The 18,524-nt window shown below is 65.3% G+C and carries 20 protein-coding genes; 12 read left to right on the forward strand and 8 right to left on the reverse strand.

What is annotated here, in order from left to right:
• Nucleotides 1-37 precede the first annotated feature (37 nt).
• The 3 genes from BM154_RS15545 (at nucleotide 38) to BM154_RS15555 (ending at nucleotide 2,331) form a co-directional block, all read left to right on the forward strand.
• On the forward strand, nucleotides 38-586 hold the full coding sequence (locus BM154_RS15545; RefSeq protein ID WP_074885926.1) for a hypothetical protein: 549 nt from the start codon (nucleotides 38-40) through the stop codon (nucleotides 584-586).
• A gap of 84 nt (nucleotides 587-670) precedes the next feature.
• The gene (locus BM154_RS15550) at nucleotides 671-1,618 is read left to right on the forward strand and encodes a hypothetical protein (RefSeq protein ID WP_074885929.1); all 948 of its coding nucleotides are present in this window, start codon (nucleotides 671-673) and stop codon (nucleotides 1,616-1,618) included.
• A 65-nt stretch (nucleotides 1,619-1,683) separates the two neighbouring features.
• Nucleotides 1,684-2,331: an HAD family hydrolase gene (locus BM154_RS15555; protein WP_074885931.1), complete on the forward strand. Its 648-nt coding sequence runs from the start codon at nucleotides 1,684-1,686 to the stop codon at nucleotides 2,329-2,331.
• A 13-nt stretch (nucleotides 2,332-2,344) separates the two neighbouring features.
• Here BM154_RS15555 and BM154_RS15560 read toward each other — a convergent pair whose 3' ends face one another.
• Both BM154_RS15560 and BM154_RS15565 read right to left on the reverse strand, forming a co-directional pair.
• A complete protein-coding gene (locus BM154_RS15560; RefSeq protein WP_074885934.1) occupies nucleotides 2,345-2,596 on the reverse strand; it encodes a DUF1161 domain-containing protein in 252 nt (83 codons plus the stop codon).
• A gap of 34 nt (nucleotides 2,597-2,630) precedes the next feature.
• Entirely contained in the window at nucleotides 2,631-3,707 is a 1,077-nt protein-coding gene (locus tag BM154_RS15565) for an aminopeptidase (protein WP_074887113.1), read from the reverse strand.
• Between the two features lie 104 nt (nucleotides 3,708-3,811).
• Here BM154_RS15565 and BM154_RS15570 point away from each other — a divergent pair, with 104 nt between their 5' ends.
• Complete coding sequence (locus BM154_RS15570; RefSeq protein WP_074885937.1) at nucleotides 3,812-4,231, forward strand: PA0061/PA0062 family lipoprotein; 420 nt, start codon at nucleotides 3,812-3,814, stop codon at nucleotides 4,229-4,231.
• Nucleotides 4,232-4,293: 62 nt separating this feature from the next.
• Here the strand turns inward: BM154_RS15570 and BM154_RS15575 are convergent, their stop codons facing one another.
• From BM154_RS15575 to BM154_RS15590, 4 genes are all read right to left on the reverse strand, one after another.
• Nucleotides 4,294-4,719, reverse strand: coding sequence for an OsmC family protein (locus tag BM154_RS15575; protein ID WP_074885940.1), 426 nt, complete (start codon nucleotides 4,717-4,719; stop codon nucleotides 4,294-4,296).
• Nucleotides 4,720-4,806: 87 nt separating this feature from the next.
• The gene (locus BM154_RS15580; RefSeq protein WP_074885943.1) at nucleotides 4,807-5,802 is read right to left on the reverse strand and encodes an LLM class flavin-dependent oxidoreductase; all 996 of its coding nucleotides are present in this window, start codon (nucleotides 5,800-5,802) and stop codon (nucleotides 4,807-4,809) included.
• A 160-nt stretch (nucleotides 5,803-5,962) separates the two neighbouring features.
• A complete protein-coding gene (locus tag BM154_RS15585; RefSeq protein ID WP_074885945.1) occupies nucleotides 5,963-6,184 on the reverse strand; it encodes a DUF1161 domain-containing protein in 222 nt (73 codons plus the stop codon).
• 113 nt (nucleotides 6,185-6,297) lie between these two features.
• Nucleotides 6,298-6,513 (reverse strand): dodecin, encoded by a 216-nt coding sequence (locus BM154_RS15590; protein WP_013789361.1) that lies wholly within the window; start codon nucleotides 6,511-6,513, stop codon nucleotides 6,298-6,300.
• A 253-nt stretch (nucleotides 6,514-6,766) separates the two neighbouring features.
• Here BM154_RS15590 and BM154_RS15595 point away from each other — a divergent pair, with 253 nt between their 5' ends.
• The 3 genes from BM154_RS15595 (at nucleotide 6,767) to BM154_RS15605 (ending at nucleotide 10,864) form a co-directional block, all read left to right on the forward strand.
• A complete protein-coding gene (locus BM154_RS15595) occupies nucleotides 6,767-7,282 on the forward strand; it encodes a sigma-70 family RNA polymerase sigma factor (RefSeq protein WP_074885947.1) in 516 nt (171 codons plus the stop codon).
• Complete coding sequence (locus tag BM154_RS15600) at nucleotides 7,279-8,238, forward strand: FecR domain-containing protein (RefSeq protein ID WP_074885950.1); 960 nt, start codon at nucleotides 7,279-7,281, stop codon at nucleotides 8,236-8,238. The genes BM154_RS15595 and BM154_RS15600 overlap by 4 nt, the downstream gene beginning before the upstream one ends.
• A 142-nt stretch (nucleotides 8,239-8,380) precedes the next feature.
• On the forward strand, nucleotides 8,381-10,864 hold the full coding sequence (locus BM154_RS15605; protein WP_083414587.1) for a TonB-dependent siderophore receptor: 2,484 nt from the start codon (nucleotides 8,381-8,383) through the stop codon (nucleotides 10,862-10,864).
• Between the two features lie 109 nt (nucleotides 10,865-10,973).
• Here the strand turns inward: BM154_RS15605 and BM154_RS15610 are convergent, their stop codons facing one another.
• Nucleotides 10,974-11,957 carry an SMI1/KNR4 family protein gene (locus BM154_RS15610; RefSeq protein ID WP_074885953.1) on the reverse strand — a complete coding sequence of 328 codons (984 nt, stop codon included), beginning with the start codon at nucleotides 11,955-11,957 and terminating at the stop codon, nucleotides 10,974-10,976.
• A gap of 222 nt (nucleotides 11,958-12,179) precedes the next feature.
• Between BM154_RS15610 and BM154_RS15615 the strand changes: the two genes are divergently transcribed.
• The gene (locus BM154_RS15615; protein ID WP_074885957.1) at nucleotides 12,180-13,553 is read left to right on the forward strand and encodes a uracil-xanthine permease family protein; all 1,374 of its coding nucleotides are present in this window, start codon (nucleotides 12,180-12,182) and stop codon (nucleotides 13,551-13,553) included.
• A 62-nt stretch (nucleotides 13,554-13,615) separates the two neighbouring features.
• On the opposite strand, the gene BM154_RS15620 is transcribed toward BM154_RS15615, so the two are convergent.
• Nucleotides 13,616-14,152 (reverse strand): dihydrofolate reductase, encoded by a 537-nt coding sequence (locus BM154_RS15620; RefSeq protein ID WP_074885960.1) that lies wholly within the window; start codon nucleotides 14,150-14,152, stop codon nucleotides 13,616-13,618.
• Nucleotides 14,153-14,264: 112 nt separating this feature from the next.
• Here BM154_RS15620 and BM154_RS15625 point away from each other — a divergent pair, with 112 nt between their 5' ends.
• The 4 genes from BM154_RS15625 (at nucleotide 14,265) to BM154_RS15640 (ending at nucleotide 18,516) form a co-directional block, all read left to right on the forward strand.
• Nucleotides 14,265-15,371, forward strand: a complete 1,107-nt coding sequence (locus BM154_RS15625; RefSeq protein WP_074885963.1) for a glycerophosphodiester phosphodiesterase — start codon at nucleotides 14,265-14,267, stop codon at nucleotides 15,369-15,371.
• Between the two features lie 68 nt (nucleotides 15,372-15,439).
• On the forward strand, nucleotides 15,440-16,816 hold the full coding sequence (locus tag BM154_RS15630) for a DUF2868 domain-containing protein (protein WP_074885967.1): 1,377 nt from the start codon (nucleotides 15,440-15,442) through the stop codon (nucleotides 16,814-16,816).
• Between the two features lie 45 nt (nucleotides 16,817-16,861).
• Nucleotides 16,862-18,247 carry a GTPase/DUF3482 domain-containing protein gene (locus tag BM154_RS15635; RefSeq protein ID WP_074885970.1) on the forward strand — a complete coding sequence of 462 codons (1,386 nt, stop codon included), beginning with the start codon at nucleotides 16,862-16,864 and terminating at the stop codon, nucleotides 18,245-18,247.
• Entirely contained in the window at nucleotides 18,244-18,516 is a 273-nt protein-coding gene (locus tag BM154_RS15640; protein ID WP_074885973.1) for a hypothetical protein, read from the forward strand. The genes BM154_RS15635 and BM154_RS15640 overlap by 4 nt, the downstream gene beginning before the upstream one ends.
• Nucleotides 18,517-18,524 lie beyond the last annotated feature (8 nt).

The following is an 18,524-nucleotide window of genomic DNA, read 5'->3' on the forward strand; positions in this document are numbered from 1 at the left end:
CCTAGAGGTGTACCGTAAGCCCGTTACACTCACAACCATGAAAAAACCACGCTCCAGCTTTCTCACCGTCATTTCCATCTTTGCCATCGCCGCCGCCGTGATCGGCGGTTTCTGCCTGATCGGCTTGGCCTTTTATCTGTTCTTCAATGGTGCGATCTTCATCGACGGGGTCGCCAGCGCCGCGATATTGCTGGTGTTCAGCGCCATTGCCTGGAAGGCCCGCATCACCTGGGCGAAGCCGATGGCGGCGGCGATGCTGATTGCCATCACCGCCTATGTCGGCATGTTCCTCGATGCCCGCGGTAACACGCTCTACAACAAACCGCTGGAGTGGCTGTTCGCCCCGGCTGGCGCGCAATTGGAGACCCGGGAGATCGTCACCCACGGCGGCGGCAGCACCGGGGTGAATTACGACTTCCGCTTCGTCGATGCCAGCGGCCACAAGGTGGATGAGCTGAGCAGCTGGATAGTGGTGCCGTTTCGCTTCGTCGAGTATCTGCTGATCCTGTCGGCCTTCATGTGGCCGCTCACCTGGCTGCGTGGCCGATTCGGTCGCTCGCAATGGCTGCCGCCGCCGTCTCGCTGAAATGGCCGCACGCACTAGCCGCTGCTCTGCACCCTCCTTTCACCCTACCCTGCTGGCGCCGCGTTGCCGCAAAAGGACATCACCATGAGCAACCCCTCCCCCGTCATCGGCCAGGCCGAGCGTCGACGTTCGTCACGCCTGCCCATGCGCCTGCTGTTCACGGCGCTGGCGTGCTGTACGGCGAGCCTGATGATCCACTGGCTGATCATGTGGCTGACGCTGGAGCCGGAGTATTTCCAGGCCTATCTGAACAACCTGTGGCAGCTGGCGGCCTATTGGCTCAGCGCCCTGGCGGTCGACGGCTGCAGTGCACTACTGCTCGCCCGCTATTACCTGCAACGTCACGATGTGGTTGATGTGAGTCGCCCGGCGCGGCTCATCGCGCTGTTCGTCGGCCTCTACCTGGTGGCCATCTTCGTGGTCGGCCTGCTCTACAACCTGTTGTGGGCGCAGGTCTCTCCCTGGTTGTATGAAAATGCCCGCAGCATCTCGCCCACCTTGCTCATGCTGCCGCTGAACCTGGTGTCCTTCATGCTGGCAACCCTGCTGCCGCTGTGGCTGAGCCTGCACCTGATGCGCCGCACGGGCCAGTTCCAGACCGGGCTCACCCGAGTGAGCCGTGGCGAAACCGCATTGGCCTTCGGCCTGCTGTTCATCGTGCTGTACACCAAGCTGCTGACGCTGCTGCCCTCCACCGCCATCAGCCCCTACGGCATGGAGTGGATGCTGGGACTCAGCAGTGCCATCGGCCTGGTATACGGCCTGGTGGCGCTGATCGCTGCCCACCGCTCCCTGCCGGCGCAGTTACCGCAGCTGGCGGTAGGCCGCTTGTTGGCGAGCGTACTGGCGTGCATGGTGAGCTGGCTGCTGGTGGCCGGCGTGCTGGGCTTCGTGTTGCTGGTGGCGCTGTATGCCGGCTCGGAAATTCTGGTGTTGGTGCTGATGGTGCTGTTCGGCCTCCTGCTGCTGGCGCTGCTGTGGCCGCTGACCCACCTGAGCCTGCGCTGGATCTACCGCCCGCTGCCCGCCTGAGTTGCCGGAGCACCTTGCGGTGCGGGACAATCCGCACCGATTCAGGCCAGTGGATAACTCCCAACATGCAGCAGCGCACCGTTCTCTTCGACCTCGACGGCACCCTCACCGACCCGCGTGAAGGCATCACCCGTTCGGTGCAATATGCGTTGTCGAAACTGGACATCCACGAGCCCGACCTGGTCGCGCTGGAGCATTTTATCGGCCCACCGCTGCTGCAATGCTTCATGCACACCTACAGCCTCAGCGAAGCGCGCGCCTGGGAAGCGGTGAATCACTACCGTGACCGCTTCCGCGAGGTCGGACTGTACGAAAACCAGGTGTTCGACGGGGTGATCGAGATCCTGCAGCTGCTGCAGGCGCAGGGCCGCACCCTGTACATCGCCACCAGCAAACCCACGGTATTCGCCACCGAGATTGCCCGGCACTTCGATTTCGCTCGGTACTTCAAGGCCATCTATGGCAGCGAACTGGACGGCACGCGTACCAACAAGGTGGAGCTGATCGCCCACCTGCTCGAACAGGAAGGCCTGGAGGCGGCCGACACGCTGATGATTGGCGACCGCAAGCATGACCTGATCGGCGCCCGCAGCAACGGCGTGCAGGCAGTGGCGGTCGGTTACGGATTTGGCAGTTTGGAAGAGCTGAGCAGTGAGCGCCCGGCTCACCACGTGCAGACGCTGGCACAGCTGCACCAGGCGTTCGCCGGCTGAAGAAGTAGCAGCCCTACATCATGCGCGAGCCAGTCAGGTCGTTGCGCTGGTAGATCACCTTGCGGCTGCCGCCGTCACAGGTGCCGATGACCATGGCGTCGTCCTCGACCTCTTCGTTGGGCACGATCTCCAGGGTATAGCTGGCTACGCCCGCGGCCTGGATCTTCACCTCGATTTCCTGCTTGAGTTCCTCGCACGACTTGGGTGCCGCCCAGGCACCGCTGCTTACGCCCAGCACCAGCATCACTGCCATCCATCTTCTCATCACGACCATCCTCTGCGTGTAGTTGGTTCAGACCCTAATCTGGGACAGCGTCCAGCGCTTGCAGTTGTATAAGCCGTTGCGTTTGCGGCAAAGCGCCCAACTCGGCGACACGTCGGTAGAATGCCGGCCAGTCGCCATTCACCTCGGCAAACAGGTTGGCGAACGCCGCAACCCACTGGTCGTAGAGACCGAAGGGCAGCAGCTTGGCATTGTTCAAGGGGCCATCGATCCAGCCGTCGTAGTAACCGACGCCGTTCCATTGGTTGGTGCGCAGCTGCCGGTACTCGGCACGCAGGCGCTCGAACTCGGCCTGCTTGCCGGCGCGCATCGCCTCGGCATCCAGGCCACTGGCGTAGAGCTTTTCCAGGCGCCCACGGCTGGCCAGTACCAGCTCGCTGAACTGCTCGCGCGGCTGCACGCCGAGTGTCTTGGCGGCCGGCAGGCCACGTGCGGCGCGCCATTGCCGCAGCCCCTCCTGCTCGACGAAGGTGGCATAGGACTCGTTGAACGCCGTGTCGCCGGCCAGGTAATACTGCTGGTGCGCCAGCTCATGGAAGATCACTGCGACCAATCGCTCATCGCTCCAGCGCAGCATGGTGTTGAGGATCGGGTCATCGAACCAGCCCAGGGTCGAATAGGCTTCCACGCCGCCCAGGTAGGTATCCAAACCCTGGGCCTCGAGCAGGGCCGCAGCGCCACGGGCCCGGTTCTGCTGATAGAAGCCGCGGTAGGCTACGCAGCCGGCAATGGGGAAACAGTGCAGCTGCGGTTGCAGCGAGAATTCCTCGGTGGCGAACAGGTTCCACACCACGAACGGCCGCTGGAGATCGGCATACAACCGATAGCTGCGATTGTCCGGCAACCGGAGCTGCTCGCTGGCAAAGCGTCGCGCCTGCTGGGAGAGCACCAGCCGCTGGCGCAGTTGCGCATCGGTGGCCGGATCATCGATCAGCTCCTGCACCGGTTGCCGCGCGTTAAGCAATTGCAGCTGGCCACGGGCCAGTTGCCCATAGTAATCGACGGTACTGCAGCCGCTCAGCAGCAGCGCCAGCAGGGGAACCGCAACGCGGCGCGACAGGTCGACAAGAAGAGAGGTGCACTGCTCGAGCATGGCCATCGTCATGTAAGGAGTAAGCGCCTCATCCTACCGCGAAGTCGCGGCAGCTTTGCGCGATACTGCTGCATGTGCAGAACCCGCTTACTGGAGACTCTTCGATGCGCCAGCCCCTCCTGCTTGCCAGCCTGCTGCTCCTAGGTGCCTGCGCGTCGCCGCTGCCACCCGCCGACCCGAACATGGCCTGGATCGACCTTAAGGGTGAAGGTATCGACCTGCTGATGGCCGAGCGGCTGGATCGCCAGCGCGTCAATGACGGCCGCTACTTTCAGGTGACCCCTGGGGCTCATGAGCTGGATATGCGCTATCGCTTCGAGATCGCCGGCGGCGGTGGCTCGTCGATGGTATCCGAGCCACAGGAGCTGACCTGTGATGTGCGCATTCGCTATGACGACTTCAAGGCTGGTCAGCGCTATCGCGTCGAGGCCCGCTCGGCGGCAATGCGTGCCCAGGCGGTGCTCTACGATGCCGACCGCAACGAATTGGCGCAGGGCAAGAATATGCGCTGCGGCAGTTTTTGATCTAAAGGGATGAAAACGACTGAGCCGCGCAAGGCGGCTCAGGTATGGCAGGCAGGAGCCGATCAGGCTTCCAGTACCACTTCCAGGGTGATTTCAGCGTTGAGTACCTTGGATACCGGGCAACCGGTCTTGGCGGTTTCCACCGCTTTTTCGAAAGCGGCGCGGTCAGCACCCGGAATCTTGGCCTTGAGCGACAGGTGCACGGCGGTGATGGCGAAGCCGCCATCCTGCTTGTCCAGGGTCACTTCAGCTTTGGTATCGATGCTCTCGGCGGTCATGCCCGCTTCGCCCAGCTCCTTGGAAAGCGCCATGGAGAAACAGCCGGCATGGGCCGCGCCGATCAACTCTTCCGGGTTGGTGCCGGGCTTGTCTTCGAAGCGCGTATTGAAGCCGTAGGGCTGCTCGGAGAGCACGCCACTCTGGGTGGAAATGGTGCCCTTGCCGTCTTTGATGCCACCCTGCCAGTGGGCCGATGCTGTCTTCTTCATCTCTGTGCTCCTGTTGATGAGGGATACAGAGTTCAGAGAGACAGTAGCCAGGCAAGTTCGAGTTTTTTGCCCCAAAGGGGGCCTCGCTCAGCGCAGGCTGGCGAGGATGTCGAAGGCGTGCAGGCGGTCGGCGAAATCATAGTGGTCGCAGGTGAAGATCAGCTCGTCCGCCTCGGTCTGCTCCAGCAAAACCTCCAGGCGCGCACGGATCTTCTGCGGCCCGCCGATCACTGCCATACCGAGGAAGCTGCCCACGGCATCGCGCTCATGGGGCAGCCACAAGCCGTCCATCGACTCCACCGGAGGGCGCTGCACCAGGCTCTGGCCACGGATCAGCGAGAGGATGCGCTGGTAGGCGGAGGTCGCCAGGTACTGCGCCTGCTCATCGGTATCGGCAGCCAGCAGCGGGACACCAAGCATCACGTAGGGCTTGTCGAGCACCTCGGAGGGCGTGAAGGCATTGCGGTAGACCCGGATCGCTTCGTGCACGTAACGCGGCGCGAAGTGCGAGGCAAAGGCGTAGGGCAAACCACGCTCACCGGCCAGTTGGGCGCTGAACAGGCTGGAGCCCAGCAACCAGATTGGCACGTTGGTACCGGTGCCGGGCACCGCGATAACGCGTTGATCCGCGGTACGCGGGCCGAGGTAGCGCTGCAACTCGGCAACGTCCTGGGGAAAATCGTCAGCGCTACCGGAGCGTTCGCGGCGCAGGGCATGGGCGGTGAATTGGTCGGCGCCGGGCGCGCGCCCCAGGCCCAGTTCGATACGGCCCGGATACAGGGTCGCCAGGGTGCCGAACTGCTCGGCGACCACCAGGGGCGCATGGTTGGGCAGCATCACCCCACCCGAGCCAAGGCGAATACGCGAGGTGCCGGCCGCCAGGTAGCCGAGCAACACGGCGGTCGCCGAGCTGGCGATACCGTCCATGTTGTGGTGTTCGGCGACCCAGAAGCGCTGGAAGTCCAGCGATTCGACGTGTCTGGCCAGCGCCAGGGAGTTGTGCAGCGCCTGCTGCGGGCTGCCGGTGTCGCGGATCGGCGCCAGATCGAGAACGGAGAATGGAAGTTTCGCCAATGCAGACATAAGAGAATCCTTGCTGATGGACAACGCCGAGGCCTTATCCGAGTAAAACAGTAGGTCTTATCCTACGCCTGCCAATCGATCCAGGCCACCTCGTGGCAAATTGCAGGCAGTAAAAAGCCGGCATCGCAAAAGGCTGCGTGCCGGCTTTCTACCATCGTCATCAGTTGCGCTGGTAGACGATTTCCTTGCTACCGGCAGCGCAGGTGCCGACCACCTGGCGATCGGTCACGCTGCCTTTGTCGACGATTTCCAGGGTGTAGGACGAAACACCATTGGCCTGGATCTTCGCATCGATCTCACCCTTGAGTTCCTCGCAGTCCTTGGCCGCGAAGGCCGAACCAGCGAGCGCCATCAGGCCTGCTGCAAACAACACTTTCTTCATCACAAACGCTCCCTCGTAGCAGTGAACACATCCGGGCGCCATTGACGTGGCCCGACTCAATAAAGCCGCAGATTGCCGGTATGGCAAGCCCCTGCGACCACCAAGGCCCGCGATCAGCTATTGGCGATGCGGAAACCAACCTTCAGGGTCACCTGGTAGTGGGCCACTGCGCCATCGGCAATGTGACCGCGGGTTTCGGTTATCTCGAACCACTCCAGATGGCGGATGCTCTTGCTTGCTTCGGCCAGTGCATTGTTGATGGCATCTTCGATACTCGAGGTGGACGAACCAACCAGTTCGACCTTCTTGTAAGTGTGATGATCCGACATATCCACCTCCAGGGCTGGTTAAAACAAATGGGCCGTGTGCCCTTAATCAATCAGTCCTCGGCGGACGCGGCTAGTTCAGGTTTTCGATTGCGCCGAGCTGGCAGCCGGCAAGCTGCCCGGGCGCGGGCCTCGGCAAAACCTCGCCCAGCCACCGTTCAGGCATTTGCGATCGACCCTGTTCCCAAATTCGAGCCGCCCTCCTACAATCGCGATCAATTCTTATCCGCACTGGCGCACGCCAAGGGAGTTTTTGGTGTCCAGCGCTCCGCCCCCAGCAACGCCGCACAGCGTCGATACCCTCTACCGCGATCATCACGGCTGGCTGCACGGCTGGCTGCGCAAGCGCCTGGGCGACCGTGAACAGGCGGCGGATATCGCCCAGGACACCTTTCTGCGTCTGCTGCTCAGCGGCCGCCTGCCGAGTCTCGATGAAGGCCGCAGCTACCTGACCCAGATCGCCCGCAACCTGCTCATCGACCAGTGGCGTCGGCAGCGGATCGAACGCGCCTACCTCGACAGCATCGCTCACCTTGCCGAGCCCGAGTCGCCGTCATTGGAGACCCGCGCGCTGGTCATCGAGACCCTGCTGCAGATCGATGCAATGCTCGACGCCATGCCCGCCAAGGTACGTGAAGCCTTCCTGCTGTCGCAGTTCGAGGGGCTGACCTATCCACAGATCGCACAACAGTTGCAGGTCAGCGTCAGCTCGGTGCAGAAATACATGCTGCGCGCCATCGCGGCCTGTTATCAGGTGCTGTACGGCGAATGAAAGGGGTCAGCGATGCGCCTATATCGCCGGCCATTGTCGAGCAGGCCAGCCACTGGCTGATGCTGCACTGGGGCGGCGAGCTGGATGCCGAGCAACGCCAGCGCTTCGCTGAGTGGCAGGCCTGCGACCCCGAACACCGGCGTGCCTGGCAACGCCTGGAGCGCCTGCAAGGGACCCTGGCTGACGTTCCCGCCCATACCGCCAGCGCCGTGCTGCGTGAACTGCCCGAGGCACGACGTCGCCAGGCTCTGAAATTGCTCGGCCTGGCGCTACTCGCTGGCGGCAGCGGCTACCTGGCCCAGACCCAGCTACCCTGGCGCGAGGCCATGGCCGACCTGCGCAGCGGCACCGGCGAGCGCCTGCAGCAGGCGCTCGCCGATGGCAGCCGGCTGGCGCTGAACAGCGACAGCGCGGTGAATGTCCGCTTCAGCGAAACGGAGCGACGCATTCATCTGTTCAAGGGGGAACTGCTGCTGGAGAGCGGCCACGACGCCGCGCATCGCCCGCTGATCGTCGAGACCGCCGCTGGAGAAATCCAGGCCCTTGGCACGCGCTTCTCGGTGTATGAAATCGACGGCGGCAGCCGCGTCGAACTCTACGACGGCGAACTGGAGCTGCGCCCGCGTAACGCTTCGCCATCACGTCTGCAGGCTGGCCAGCAACGCTGGTTCAGCGCAGAACGAAGCACTGCCATCGGCCAGGCAGACCGCAATGCCATCGCCTGGACCAAAGGCCGCCTTGTCGCCGAACGCATGCCGCTGGGCCGGTTCCTCACTGAACTGGCCCGCCACCGGCCCGGCGTGCTGCGCTGCGATCCGGCGGTGGCCGGGCTGCCACTGACCGGCGTGTTCCCGCTGGCCGACACCGATCGGGTACTCACCGCCCTGCAGCAATCGCTGCCTGTGCGCGTGGATCGGGTCACCCGCTACTGGATCACCGTACGCGCCCTGGGATAACCCCCGATAAGCGCGGCAACGACCTGCACGGGCTACGCGGGTGCGATCAGCAAATAATTTCCAGAAACCATTGTCGCTTTCGCCCGCTCGCTCGGGATACCTCCTGAACCCAATGAAGACGCATTCTCAGAGGATATCCAGAATGCCGTACCTGCCCGCATCCCAATGCTCGACGCTGAGCCTGTCGATCAGCCGAGCCCTGCTCACCGGCCTGCTGGTCACCAGCCCGCTGCTGATCGCTGCCAGCGCTCAGGCGCAATCGGCCGCCACTGAACAGACCCGCGCCTATGCCATCCCCGCGGGCGATCTCGACGGAGCGCTGAACCGCTTCGCCAGCGACGCGGACATCCTGCTGTCGGTGGATTCGCGGCTGACCACCGGCAAACGCAGCCCCGGACTCAACGGCAGCTATTCGGTGGACGCCGGGCTGGCGCGGTTGCTGGCAGGCACCGGCCTGCGCCCGCTCAAGGCCGGCAACAACTACGCCCTGGAAGTCGAGCAGGACAACGCCAGCTCCCTGGAGCTGGGCGCGACCAGCATCAACGCCAGCGGTATGGGCGATATCACCGAGGGCAGCGGCTCCTACACTACGGGTGCGGTGACCATCGGCAAGGGCCAGCACTCGCTGCGTGAAACACCGCAATCGGTCACGGTGATGACCCGCAAGATGCTCGACGACCAGCGCCTCAACACCATCGAACAGGTGATGGAAAAGACCCCGGGCATCACCGTGTACGACTCGCCCATGGGCGGCAAGTACTTCTACTCCCGCGGCTTCCGCATGACCGGGCAGTATCAGTACGACGGCGTGCCGCTGGACATCGGCAGCAGTTATGCACAAGCCGACAGCTTCTCCAGCGACATGGCCATCTATGACCGTGTCGAAGTGCTGCGCGGTGCAGCGGGGATGATGAAAGGCGCTGGCGGCACGGCGGGTGGCGTCAATTTCGTGCGCAAGCGCGGCCAGTACACCCCCCATACTCAGTTGTCTCTCTCTGCCGGCACCTGGGACAACTACCGCGCCCAGGTCGATACCGGCGGCCCGCTCAATGAAGCCGGCACCCTTCGCGGCCGGGCCGTGGCGACCCAGCAAAGTCGCCACTACTTCTACGACGTCGCCAAGCGCAAGGATCAGGTCTATTACGGCGCCGTGGATTTCGACCTGAGCGCCGACACCACGTTCGGCCTGGGCGTCGCCTACGAAGACCTGGACGCAACGCCCTGCTGGGGCGGCATGCCACGCTACGCCGATGGCAACGACCTGAAGCTCAGCCGCTCGACCTGCCTGAACCCTGCCTGGAACAACCAGCGCAGCAAGCGCACCACACTGTTCGGTGATCTGAAGCACCCGCTCAACGACAATTGGGCGCTCAAGGTGGCGGGTGTCTGGTCGCGCAATACCCAGGACATGGAATACGCCTTTCCCAGTGGCTCGGTGCCGGTGGGCACCAGCAGCTCAAACACCCTGGTACTGGGCAGCATCTATGATTACGACCAGGTGGACTACGGCCTCGATGCCTATGTCGACGGTACGTTCGACGCCCTGGGCCAGCAGCACGAACTGGTGGTTGGCGCCAACACCAGCCGCTCCCACAAGGACGACTTCTTCGCCGTGGCGGCCCTGCCTCAGCGCCAGAACGTGCTCGACCCGGATCATCATCTACCGCAACCAGATGAAAGCTACTACCTGGCCAACGCCTCGCGCGGCGGCCCGCTGGACATTCGCATCAAGCAGTACGGCGTCTACTCGACCGCTCGCTTGAAGCTGGCCGAGCCACTGACCTTGGTATTTGGCGGCCGCGTCAGCTGGTACAAATCCGAAACCGACTCCATCGCTTACTTTCGCGGTGTCGGCACCCCGGCCAATTCGCAAACCACCGAAACCGGGCAGGTCACGCCATTCGCCGGCCTGCTGCTCGACCTCAACGACAACCTGACGGCCTACGCCAGCTACACGGACATCTTCACGCCCCAGGGCAACCTCAAGACCATCGATGGCAGCACCCTGAAACCGCTGATCGGCAAGAGCTATGAGCTGGGCATCAAGAGCGAGTGGTACGAAGGCCGTTTGAACAGCTCATTCAGCCTGTTCCGCACCCTCCAGGAAGACGCCGCCCAGACCGACCCGAACTGTGCCGACGGCAGCTGTTCGCAAAACTCAGGCAAGGTGCGCGCCCAAGGCTTCGAAGCGGAAATCAGCGGTGAAGTCATCGACCGCCTGCAACTGCTGGCCGGCTACACCTACACCCAGACCAAGGTGCTGGAGGATGCCGACCCGAACCAGAATGGCGTGTCGTACAACTCCTACGTGCCGCGGCATCTGCTGCGCGTATGGGCCGATTACAGCCTCAACGGGCCACTGGAGCGTTTCACCGTGGGCGCCGGCTTCAACGCCCAGAGCGACAACTACCGCACCTCGCCGATCAGCGGCAATAACATCTCCCAAGCGGGCTACACCATCTGGAACGGCCGCATCGGTTACCGCGTCGATGACACCTGGTCGCTGGCCCTCAACGGCAACAACCTGTTCGACAAGCGCTACTACACCACCGTGGGCACCGAAGGCTTCGGCAACTTCTACGGCGAGCCGCGCAATTTCATGCTGTCGGTCAAGGCGGACTTCTAGGCCGCCTTGTAGCCGCAACACCCAGCCTGCGGCGTTATTGCACCCGCAGGGCGGGATGTATGTCGGCTAATCCCGGCCAGCCGCGCAATCGGCGCCCAAGGGCCGCTGGCTACTGCCCAGCGGCGCCGAGAACTTGCTGCAGCTGCTTGATCACCCGCGCCTGGTGCGCTTCGCTGAGCCCGATGCCGTGGTGGCTCTCGACCAGCTCTCGGGCATCGAGGCGCGCCTTGAACCAGTCCTCGACGAAGCCCGGCGCGTAGCCGCCGGTGCTGAAGCCGCGGCCCCCAAAGGCGATCAGCGGCGGGTAGGCCTCCAAATAGTCCTGGCGCCGCTCAACGCGGTGGCGATGCTGATAGACCCAGAACTGCACGTCGTACAGCAGGTAGGACAGGGGGTCGCCATGCAGGGCGAAATAGCCTTTCTCTTCGAGCAACTGCAGAGCAATCGCTCGGATGGCCTCGCCGATTCGCGGGAACGGCGGGAAGTCGTCCAGCAGCGGCGCGAGCACCTCGGAAAACTCGCCCTCGGTTACCCGGCGCCGGTCTTCCTGGAAATCCTCCTCGGCGGTATCGAACACCTCCTCGCTGACCAGGCCGCGCACGAAAGTCTCGAAATTCCTGGCCAGCAAGGTGATCCGGTAATCACCTTCCTGGTCGACGTGCACCACCTGCGGCTCGCCGTCCGGACCGCAGGCGCGGTAATCGAGGGCGACCATGTCGTGGCCGGCGGACGGGCAATCGCAAATGTACACGCCGATGTCCGGATAGCCCCACTGCTCGATCATGAAGCGGCTGCCCAGCTCGCCCGCCAGGGAGTAGCGCTTGTTCCGCCCGATACTGAGGAAACTGGTGATCGCCACGTGATCCTCGGCCCAGGAGGTGGCCTCCTCGGTCGGGAAGCAGCACGCGTGGGGAGTGCCGCCATTGTGCCGGCGCATGAAGGCGACATAGCTGGCGGGCAGCCGGTAGCCGAGCTGCGCTTCGGTTTCGGCGATCAACGCATCGCTCGGCACCAGGTCGGTGATGGTGTTGCGGGCGTAGACGCTGTCGTCCCAGAACGCCTGCAGGTCGATGTCGTCCGGAAAGCCGCTCATGCCTTGCCCGTCCGCGCTGCGCGCCAGCGGCGGGCGGTGTCGAATGTGCTGTTCATGGCTGCTCCTCGATCTGTTGGCCGTTCTGCTCGGCCCTCAGACTGACCCTGCCCGGGCAAGGTTCGCAAGCCTGCGGCTGCGATCTTTCCCACGGCCTGCCGAATGCCACTTGGGCTTGCCCCGCCCAGGCAGTAGAATCCGCCGCTTTTCCAGGCGGCGACGACCATGCAACCAGGTGATTCCCAGCGTAACGGCGAACTGATCTATGGCCTCGAAGACCGCCCGCGTCCGCTGGTGGCCATCCTCGCCGCACTGCAGCACCTGCTGGCGATCATCGTGCCGATCGTCACCCCCGGCCTGCTGATCTGCCAGGCGCTGGGCGTGTCGGCTCGCGACACCAACCTGATCGTGTCCATGAGCCTGGTGATTTCCGGCATCGCCACCTTTGTCCAATGCCGCCGCTTCGGCCCCCTGGGCGCCGGGTTGCTGGTGGTGCAGGGCACCAGCTTCAACTTCGTCGGCCCGCTGATCGCCGGCGGCGCGCTGATGGTCAAACAGGGCACGCCGGTGGAGGGCGTGATGGCGGCGATCTTCGGCGTGGTGATTGCCGGCTCATTCGTCGAGATCGGCATCTCGCGCATCCTGCCGTTCGTGAAGAAGCTGATCACCCCGCTGGTGACTGGCATCGTGGTGCTGATGATCGGCCTGACGCTGATCAAGGTCGGCCTGATCAGCATGGGCGGTGGCTACGGCGCCATGGCCAACGGCACCTTCGCCAACGGCGAGAACCTGCTGCTGTCCGGCGTGGTGCTGGCGGTGATCGTGGTGCTCAACCGCATCCCGGTGGTGTGGATGCGCAGCTGCGCGATCGTCATCGCCCTGCTGGTCGGTTACGCCCTGGCCGGCTACCTGGGTCGCCTGGACTTCACCGGCATGCACCAGGCCGAGCTGTTCCAGGTACCGACGCCGCTGCACTTCGGCCTGGGCTTCTCGTGGAGCCTGTTCATCCCGATGCTGGTGATCTACCTGGTGACCTCCCTGGAAGCCATCGGCGACGTTACCGCCACCAGCAAGGTGTCCAAGCAGCCGGTGGAAGGCCCGCTGTGGATGCAGCGCATCAAGGGCGGCGTGCTGGTCAATGGGGTCAACTCGTTGCTGGCCGGCGTGTTCAACACCTTTCCCAGCTCGATCTTCGCGCAAAACAACGGGGTGATTCAGCTGACCGGTATCGCCAGCCGCCACATCGGCGTGTGGATCGCCCTGATGCTGGTGGTGCTCGGCCTGTTCCCCGCCGTGGCCGGGGTCATCCAGGCGGTGCCGGAGCCGGTGCTGGGCGGTGCGGCGATGGTGATGTTCGGCGCCGTGGCGGCCTCGGGCATCAACATCCTCGCCGGCATCGACCTGGATCGCCGCGCCCTGCTGATCATCGCCGTGTCCCTGGCCCTCGGCCTTGGCGTGTCGCAGGTACCGGAGTTCCTCGCCCACATGCCGGCGGCGCTGCGCAACGTGCTGGAATCCGGGGTGGCCACCGGCGGCATCTGCGCGCTGCTGCTCAACTGGTTCCTGCCGGACAGCCCGGCCAAGGCCGAGGAACACTGAGCGCTGCCTGGAACACGAAAAAGGGCCGCTGCTGCGGCCCTTTTTCATTTGGCGGCGTTGCCTCACAAAGACGCTTGAGCGCGCGTCCAGGTCTCGAAACGGTGGGCGGGCGCCGGCTCGTTGGCGGGCTGCTCATCGCACTCGACGCGCTGCCATTGCGCCTCGTCGAAGGCTGGAAACCAGGCGTCGCCCTCGGGCTGCAACGCCACGCGGGTCAGGTACAGGCGGTCGGCGATCGGCAGCGCCTGCTCGTACAGCTGGGCACCGCCGATCAGCATCACCTCGTCGACACCCTGCTCGCGGGCCCAGGCCTCGGCACGCTCGCGGGCGGCGTCGAGCGTGGCGAACACCTCGGCGCCCTCGAGCTGCAGGCCGACCTGGCGGCTGACCACCAGATTGAGCCGGCCCGGCAACGGGCGACCGAGGGAGTCCCAGGTCTTGCGACCCATGATGATCGGCTTGCCGAGGGTCTTGGCTTTGAAGTGCTTGAGGTCGGCCGGCAGGTGCCAGGGCAGTTGATTGTCGCGGCCAATCACGCGGTTCTCGGCGAGAGCGGCGATCAGGCAGAGGGGGAGTCGATTCGTCATGGCGGCGAGCATAGCAGAGCGGGCTAGCGGCCGGCATACCTTGCCGCGCTGTCATCGTCACGCCATGGTTGTCGGTGCAGGCTGTTGGCAAACCATCAGCCAACACGCTCAGGAGAGATGCCCGATGCCCCTACGCCAGTTCCGTCTGCTACTGCTCAGCGTCCTGCTCGCCCTGCCCTTCAGCGCCAGCGCGCAAGAACCGGCAGCCCCCTCTGCCAAGCGCGCCGACCACGGCAAACCGCTGATCATCGCCCACCGCGGCGCCAGCGGTTACCTGCCCGAACACACCCTGGCAGCCTATGCGGTAGCCATCCTGCAGGGCGCCGACTATATCGAGCCCGACCTGGTGATGAGCAAGGACGGCCAGCTGTTCGCCCGCCACGATAACGAGCTGGGCCTGACCACCGACGTGGCCCGGCACCCGGAGTTCGCCGAGCGCAAACGCAAGGCCACCATCGACAGCGTCGAGCTCGACGGCTGGTTCAGCGAGGACTTCACCGCCGCCGAACTCAAGCGCCTGCGCGCCATCGAGCGGATTCCTGACGTTCGCCCGGGCAACACCCGCCTGGATCGCCAGTTCGAGATCCCGACCCTGCAGGAAATCATCGATCTGGTGAAGGCGCTGCAGGTCAGCCAGGGCCGCGAGATCGGCCTGTATATCGAAACCAAGCACCCCGCGCACTTCCAGCAGCTCGGCCTGGCCATGGAAAAGCCCCTGGTGGAGACTCTGGCCCGCAACGGCTATGCCGACGCAGAGGCGCCGGTGTTTATCCAGTCCTTCGAAGTGAGCAACCTGAAAGCGCTGCGCCAGCTCAGTTCGCTGCGCCTGGTGCAGTTGTACGGCAAGGGCCAGCCCCAGGATCAGGTCGAGTTGGGCAACCCGCTGACCTATGAACAGATGGCCACGTCCGCCGGCCTGAAGGCAGTCGCCGCGTACGCCAACGGCGTCGGCCCGGACAAGGGCTACGTCATCCCGTGCAAAGCGGACGGCAGCCTGGGCGAGCCGACGCGCTTCGTCGCCGACGCCCACGCCGCCGGCCTGCTGGTGCACCCCTATACCTTCCGCGCCGAAAACCAGTTCCTGCCCACTGACCTGCAACGGGGCAGCGACCCGGCCGCGCGTGGCGATATCGACGCCGAGCTGCGCGCCTTCCTGGCCACCGGCATCGATGGGCTGTTCATCGACCAGCCGGACATCGCCGTGCGCCTGCGCGAGGCTGCCACACACTAGCTGCGAGCTGTTGTCATTCACCACGCAGCGGGTATGCTCCCGGAGACTGACACTCACCAGGAGATCGCGTGTCCCTACCCAAGCTGCAACGCCTCTGGCTCTGCGAGGCCGTGCGCCTGCGCGAAGAGCATGCCGGCCTGCTCGAAGACAGCGAAGCCAACCGCCGTGCCCAGGCAGCCGGCGGCGACCTGGCCACCCGTATCGAACAGCGTGCCCTGCACCTGGCCGAACGCGATGGCCAGGTGCAGGCGCAGCGCCATTGGCTCCAGGGTGCGCGCCTGGCCCTGCTGCTGCTCGGCCTGCTGGCCCTGGCCAGCGGCGCCGGTCTGGCGGTAGCCGCCCTGGGTGACGGACAGACGCCGGTCAACGTGTTCTGGGCCCTGGGCAGCCTGCTCGGCCTGCATATTCTGATGCTGCTGGGCTGGTTGCTCGGCCTGCTGTTCGGTGGCGGCCATGGTGCGGTGCTGGGGCGCCTGTGGCTGTGGCTCAGCGAGAAACTGGCCCGCGATGCCAGTGCGCTGCACACCGGTCCCGCGCTGGTTCTGCTGCTGCGCCGCCAGCGCCTCAACCGCTGGCTGGTCGGCATGGCCGTGCACGGCCTGTGGCTGGTGGCGCTGACCACCGCCCTGGTGATGCTGTTGGCGCTGCTCTCCACCCGTCGCTACGGCTTCGTGTGGGAAACCACCCTGCTGGGCGGCGATACCTTCGTTGCCCTGACCCAGGCCCTGGGTGCATTGCCAGGCCTGCTCGGCTTTCCTGTGCCCGATGCCGCCACCATCCGCGCCAGCGGCGACAGCCCGCTGCCCCTGGAGGCGGCTCGCCATGCCTGGGCCGGCTGGCTGATCGGCGTACTGGTGATCTACGGGCTGCTGCCACGTCTGCTGCTGGGCCTGGTGTGCCTGGTGCGTTGGCGGGCAGGCACCGCGCGGCTGACCCTGGATCTGTCGCAGCCCGGCTACGACCTCTTGCGCGACCGCCTGCAGCCCAACAGCGAACGCCTGGGCGTATGCGATGCCGAGCCGGCGCAGCTGTATCAGGTGCAGTCCGCCGCGGGCGTCGACACCAGCAGCGGTGCACTGCTGGTCGCCATCGAACTGGATGACCGCCGCCCCTGGCCCCCGGTGCTGCCCAAATCGGTGGCCGACGCCGGCATCATCGACAGCCGCGAACAGCGCCGCCAATTGCTCGACCAGCTGACCCGCTTTCCGCCCGCGCGCCTGGCCATTGCCTGTGACCCACGACGCTCACCGGATCGCGGCAGCCTGGCGCTGCTCGCCGAGCTGGCCCGCTGCGCCGGCGCAACCCGCATCTGGCTGCTGCAGCCGCCGCAAGGCGAAACCCTCGACAGCGAGCGCCTGGGCGACTGGCACAGGGCGCTGGACGAACTGCAACTGGCCCACCGCGAAAGCTCGCCCCTGACCTGGCTGGAGACTGGCCATGACTGATAGCAACCGCCGCGCGAATGGGCCGCTCGCCAGGGGTTATCGCCCATGAGCCAGCCGCTGAAGCTCGCCGTGGTCGGCCACACCAACGTCGGCAAGACCTCGCTGCTGCGCACCCTGACCCGGGACGTCGGCTTTGGCGAGGTGTCCCATCGCCCCAGCACCACCCGCCACGTCGAAGGCGCGCGCCTGTCGGTAGACGGCCAGCCGCTGCTGGAGCTGTACGACACGCCGGGCCTGGAAGATGCCATCGCCCTGCTCGACTACCTCGATGGGCTGGACCGCCCAGGCGAGCGCCTCGACGGCCCGGCGCGGCTGGCGCGCTTCATGGACGGCAGTGAGGCGCGCCAGCGCTTCGAACAGGAAGCCAAGGTGCTGCGCCAGTTGCAGGCCTCCGATGCCGGCCTGTACGTGATCGACGCCCGCGAGCCGGTGCTGGCCAAGTACCGCGACGAGCTGAACGTGCTGGCCATGTGTGGCCGCCCGCTGCTGCCGGTGCTGAATTTCGTGGCCAGCGCCAACCACCGCGAGGACGACTGGCGCGAAGCCCTGGCACGTCTGGGGTTGCACGCCCTGGTGCGTTTCGACAGCGTGGCGCCGCCGCTCGATGGTGAGCGCCGCCTGTATGAAAGCCTGGCGCTGATGCACGAGAAATCGCGCTCGCAACTGCAACGCCTGATCGACGATCACGAAGCCCAGCGGGTGGCCCGCCACCGCAGCGCCAAGCGCCTGATCGCCGAGCTGCTGGTCGACTGCGCCGCCTGCCGGCGCAGCGTCGCCAACCAGCCCGAGCTGGAAAAGAGCGCCATCGAGGATTTGCGCGCCCAGGTGCGCCAGCGTGAACAGCGCTGCGTGGAAGCCCTGCTGCGCCTGTACGCCTTTCGCCGCGAAGACGCCCGGGCCGACGATCTGCCCCTGCTGGACGGTCGCTGGGGCGACGACCTGTTCAACCCGGAAACCATCAAGCAACTGGGCATTCGCCTGGGCGGCGGCGCGGCTGCCGGGGCAGCAGCCGGGGCGGGCGTAGACCTGCTGGTCGGCGGCCTGACCCTGGGCACCGCGGCACTGGCCGGCGCATTGCTCGGCGGCGGCGCGCAGACCCTGCGCAACTACGGCGCGCGCCTCAAGGGCAAGCTGCAGGGCCAGCGCGAGCTGACTGTCGACGACGCCGTGCTGCGCCTGCTCGCCCTGCGCCAGGAGCACCTGCTGGCCGCGCTGGATCAGCGCGGTCATGCGGCGGTGGAAGCGGTACGCCTCGGCACGCTGCAGGACAGCCAATGGCGCGAAGGCAAGCTGCCGGGCGCCCTGCGCGTCGCCCGTGCGCGGCCGGAGTGGTCGTCGCTGAACCCGGGCGCGCGCGTCGATCAGGTCGAACGCCAGGAACAGGTCGAACGCCTGGCCAGGGAAATCGATGCGGCGCCGACTGCGAAATGAGCCTGTGCAGCGAACTGGCCGCCATCCTCGAACGCGAACTGCGCTTGGGCAACAGCCTCGGCCAGGCGCCCCATCGCGCCGGCTGGCCGCAGGCGGATTCACTGTTCGCCGCCCTGCGCCAGGACTTCAAGAGCGACCTGAGCCAGTTGCCGCCATCGGTACAACACGGCCACTGCAACGACCCGCACTACGGCTGGTACGAAGAGCTCTACTGCCGTGAACACCACCATCTACTGGTCGCCGGCGTGCCCAAACCCGGCCGCCGCTGATCCCTGAT

The organism is Phytopseudomonas argentinensis, assembly GCF_900113905.1.
GTDB lineage: Bacteria > Pseudomonadota > Gammaproteobacteria > Pseudomonadales > Pseudomonadaceae > Aquipseudomonas > Aquipseudomonas argentinensis.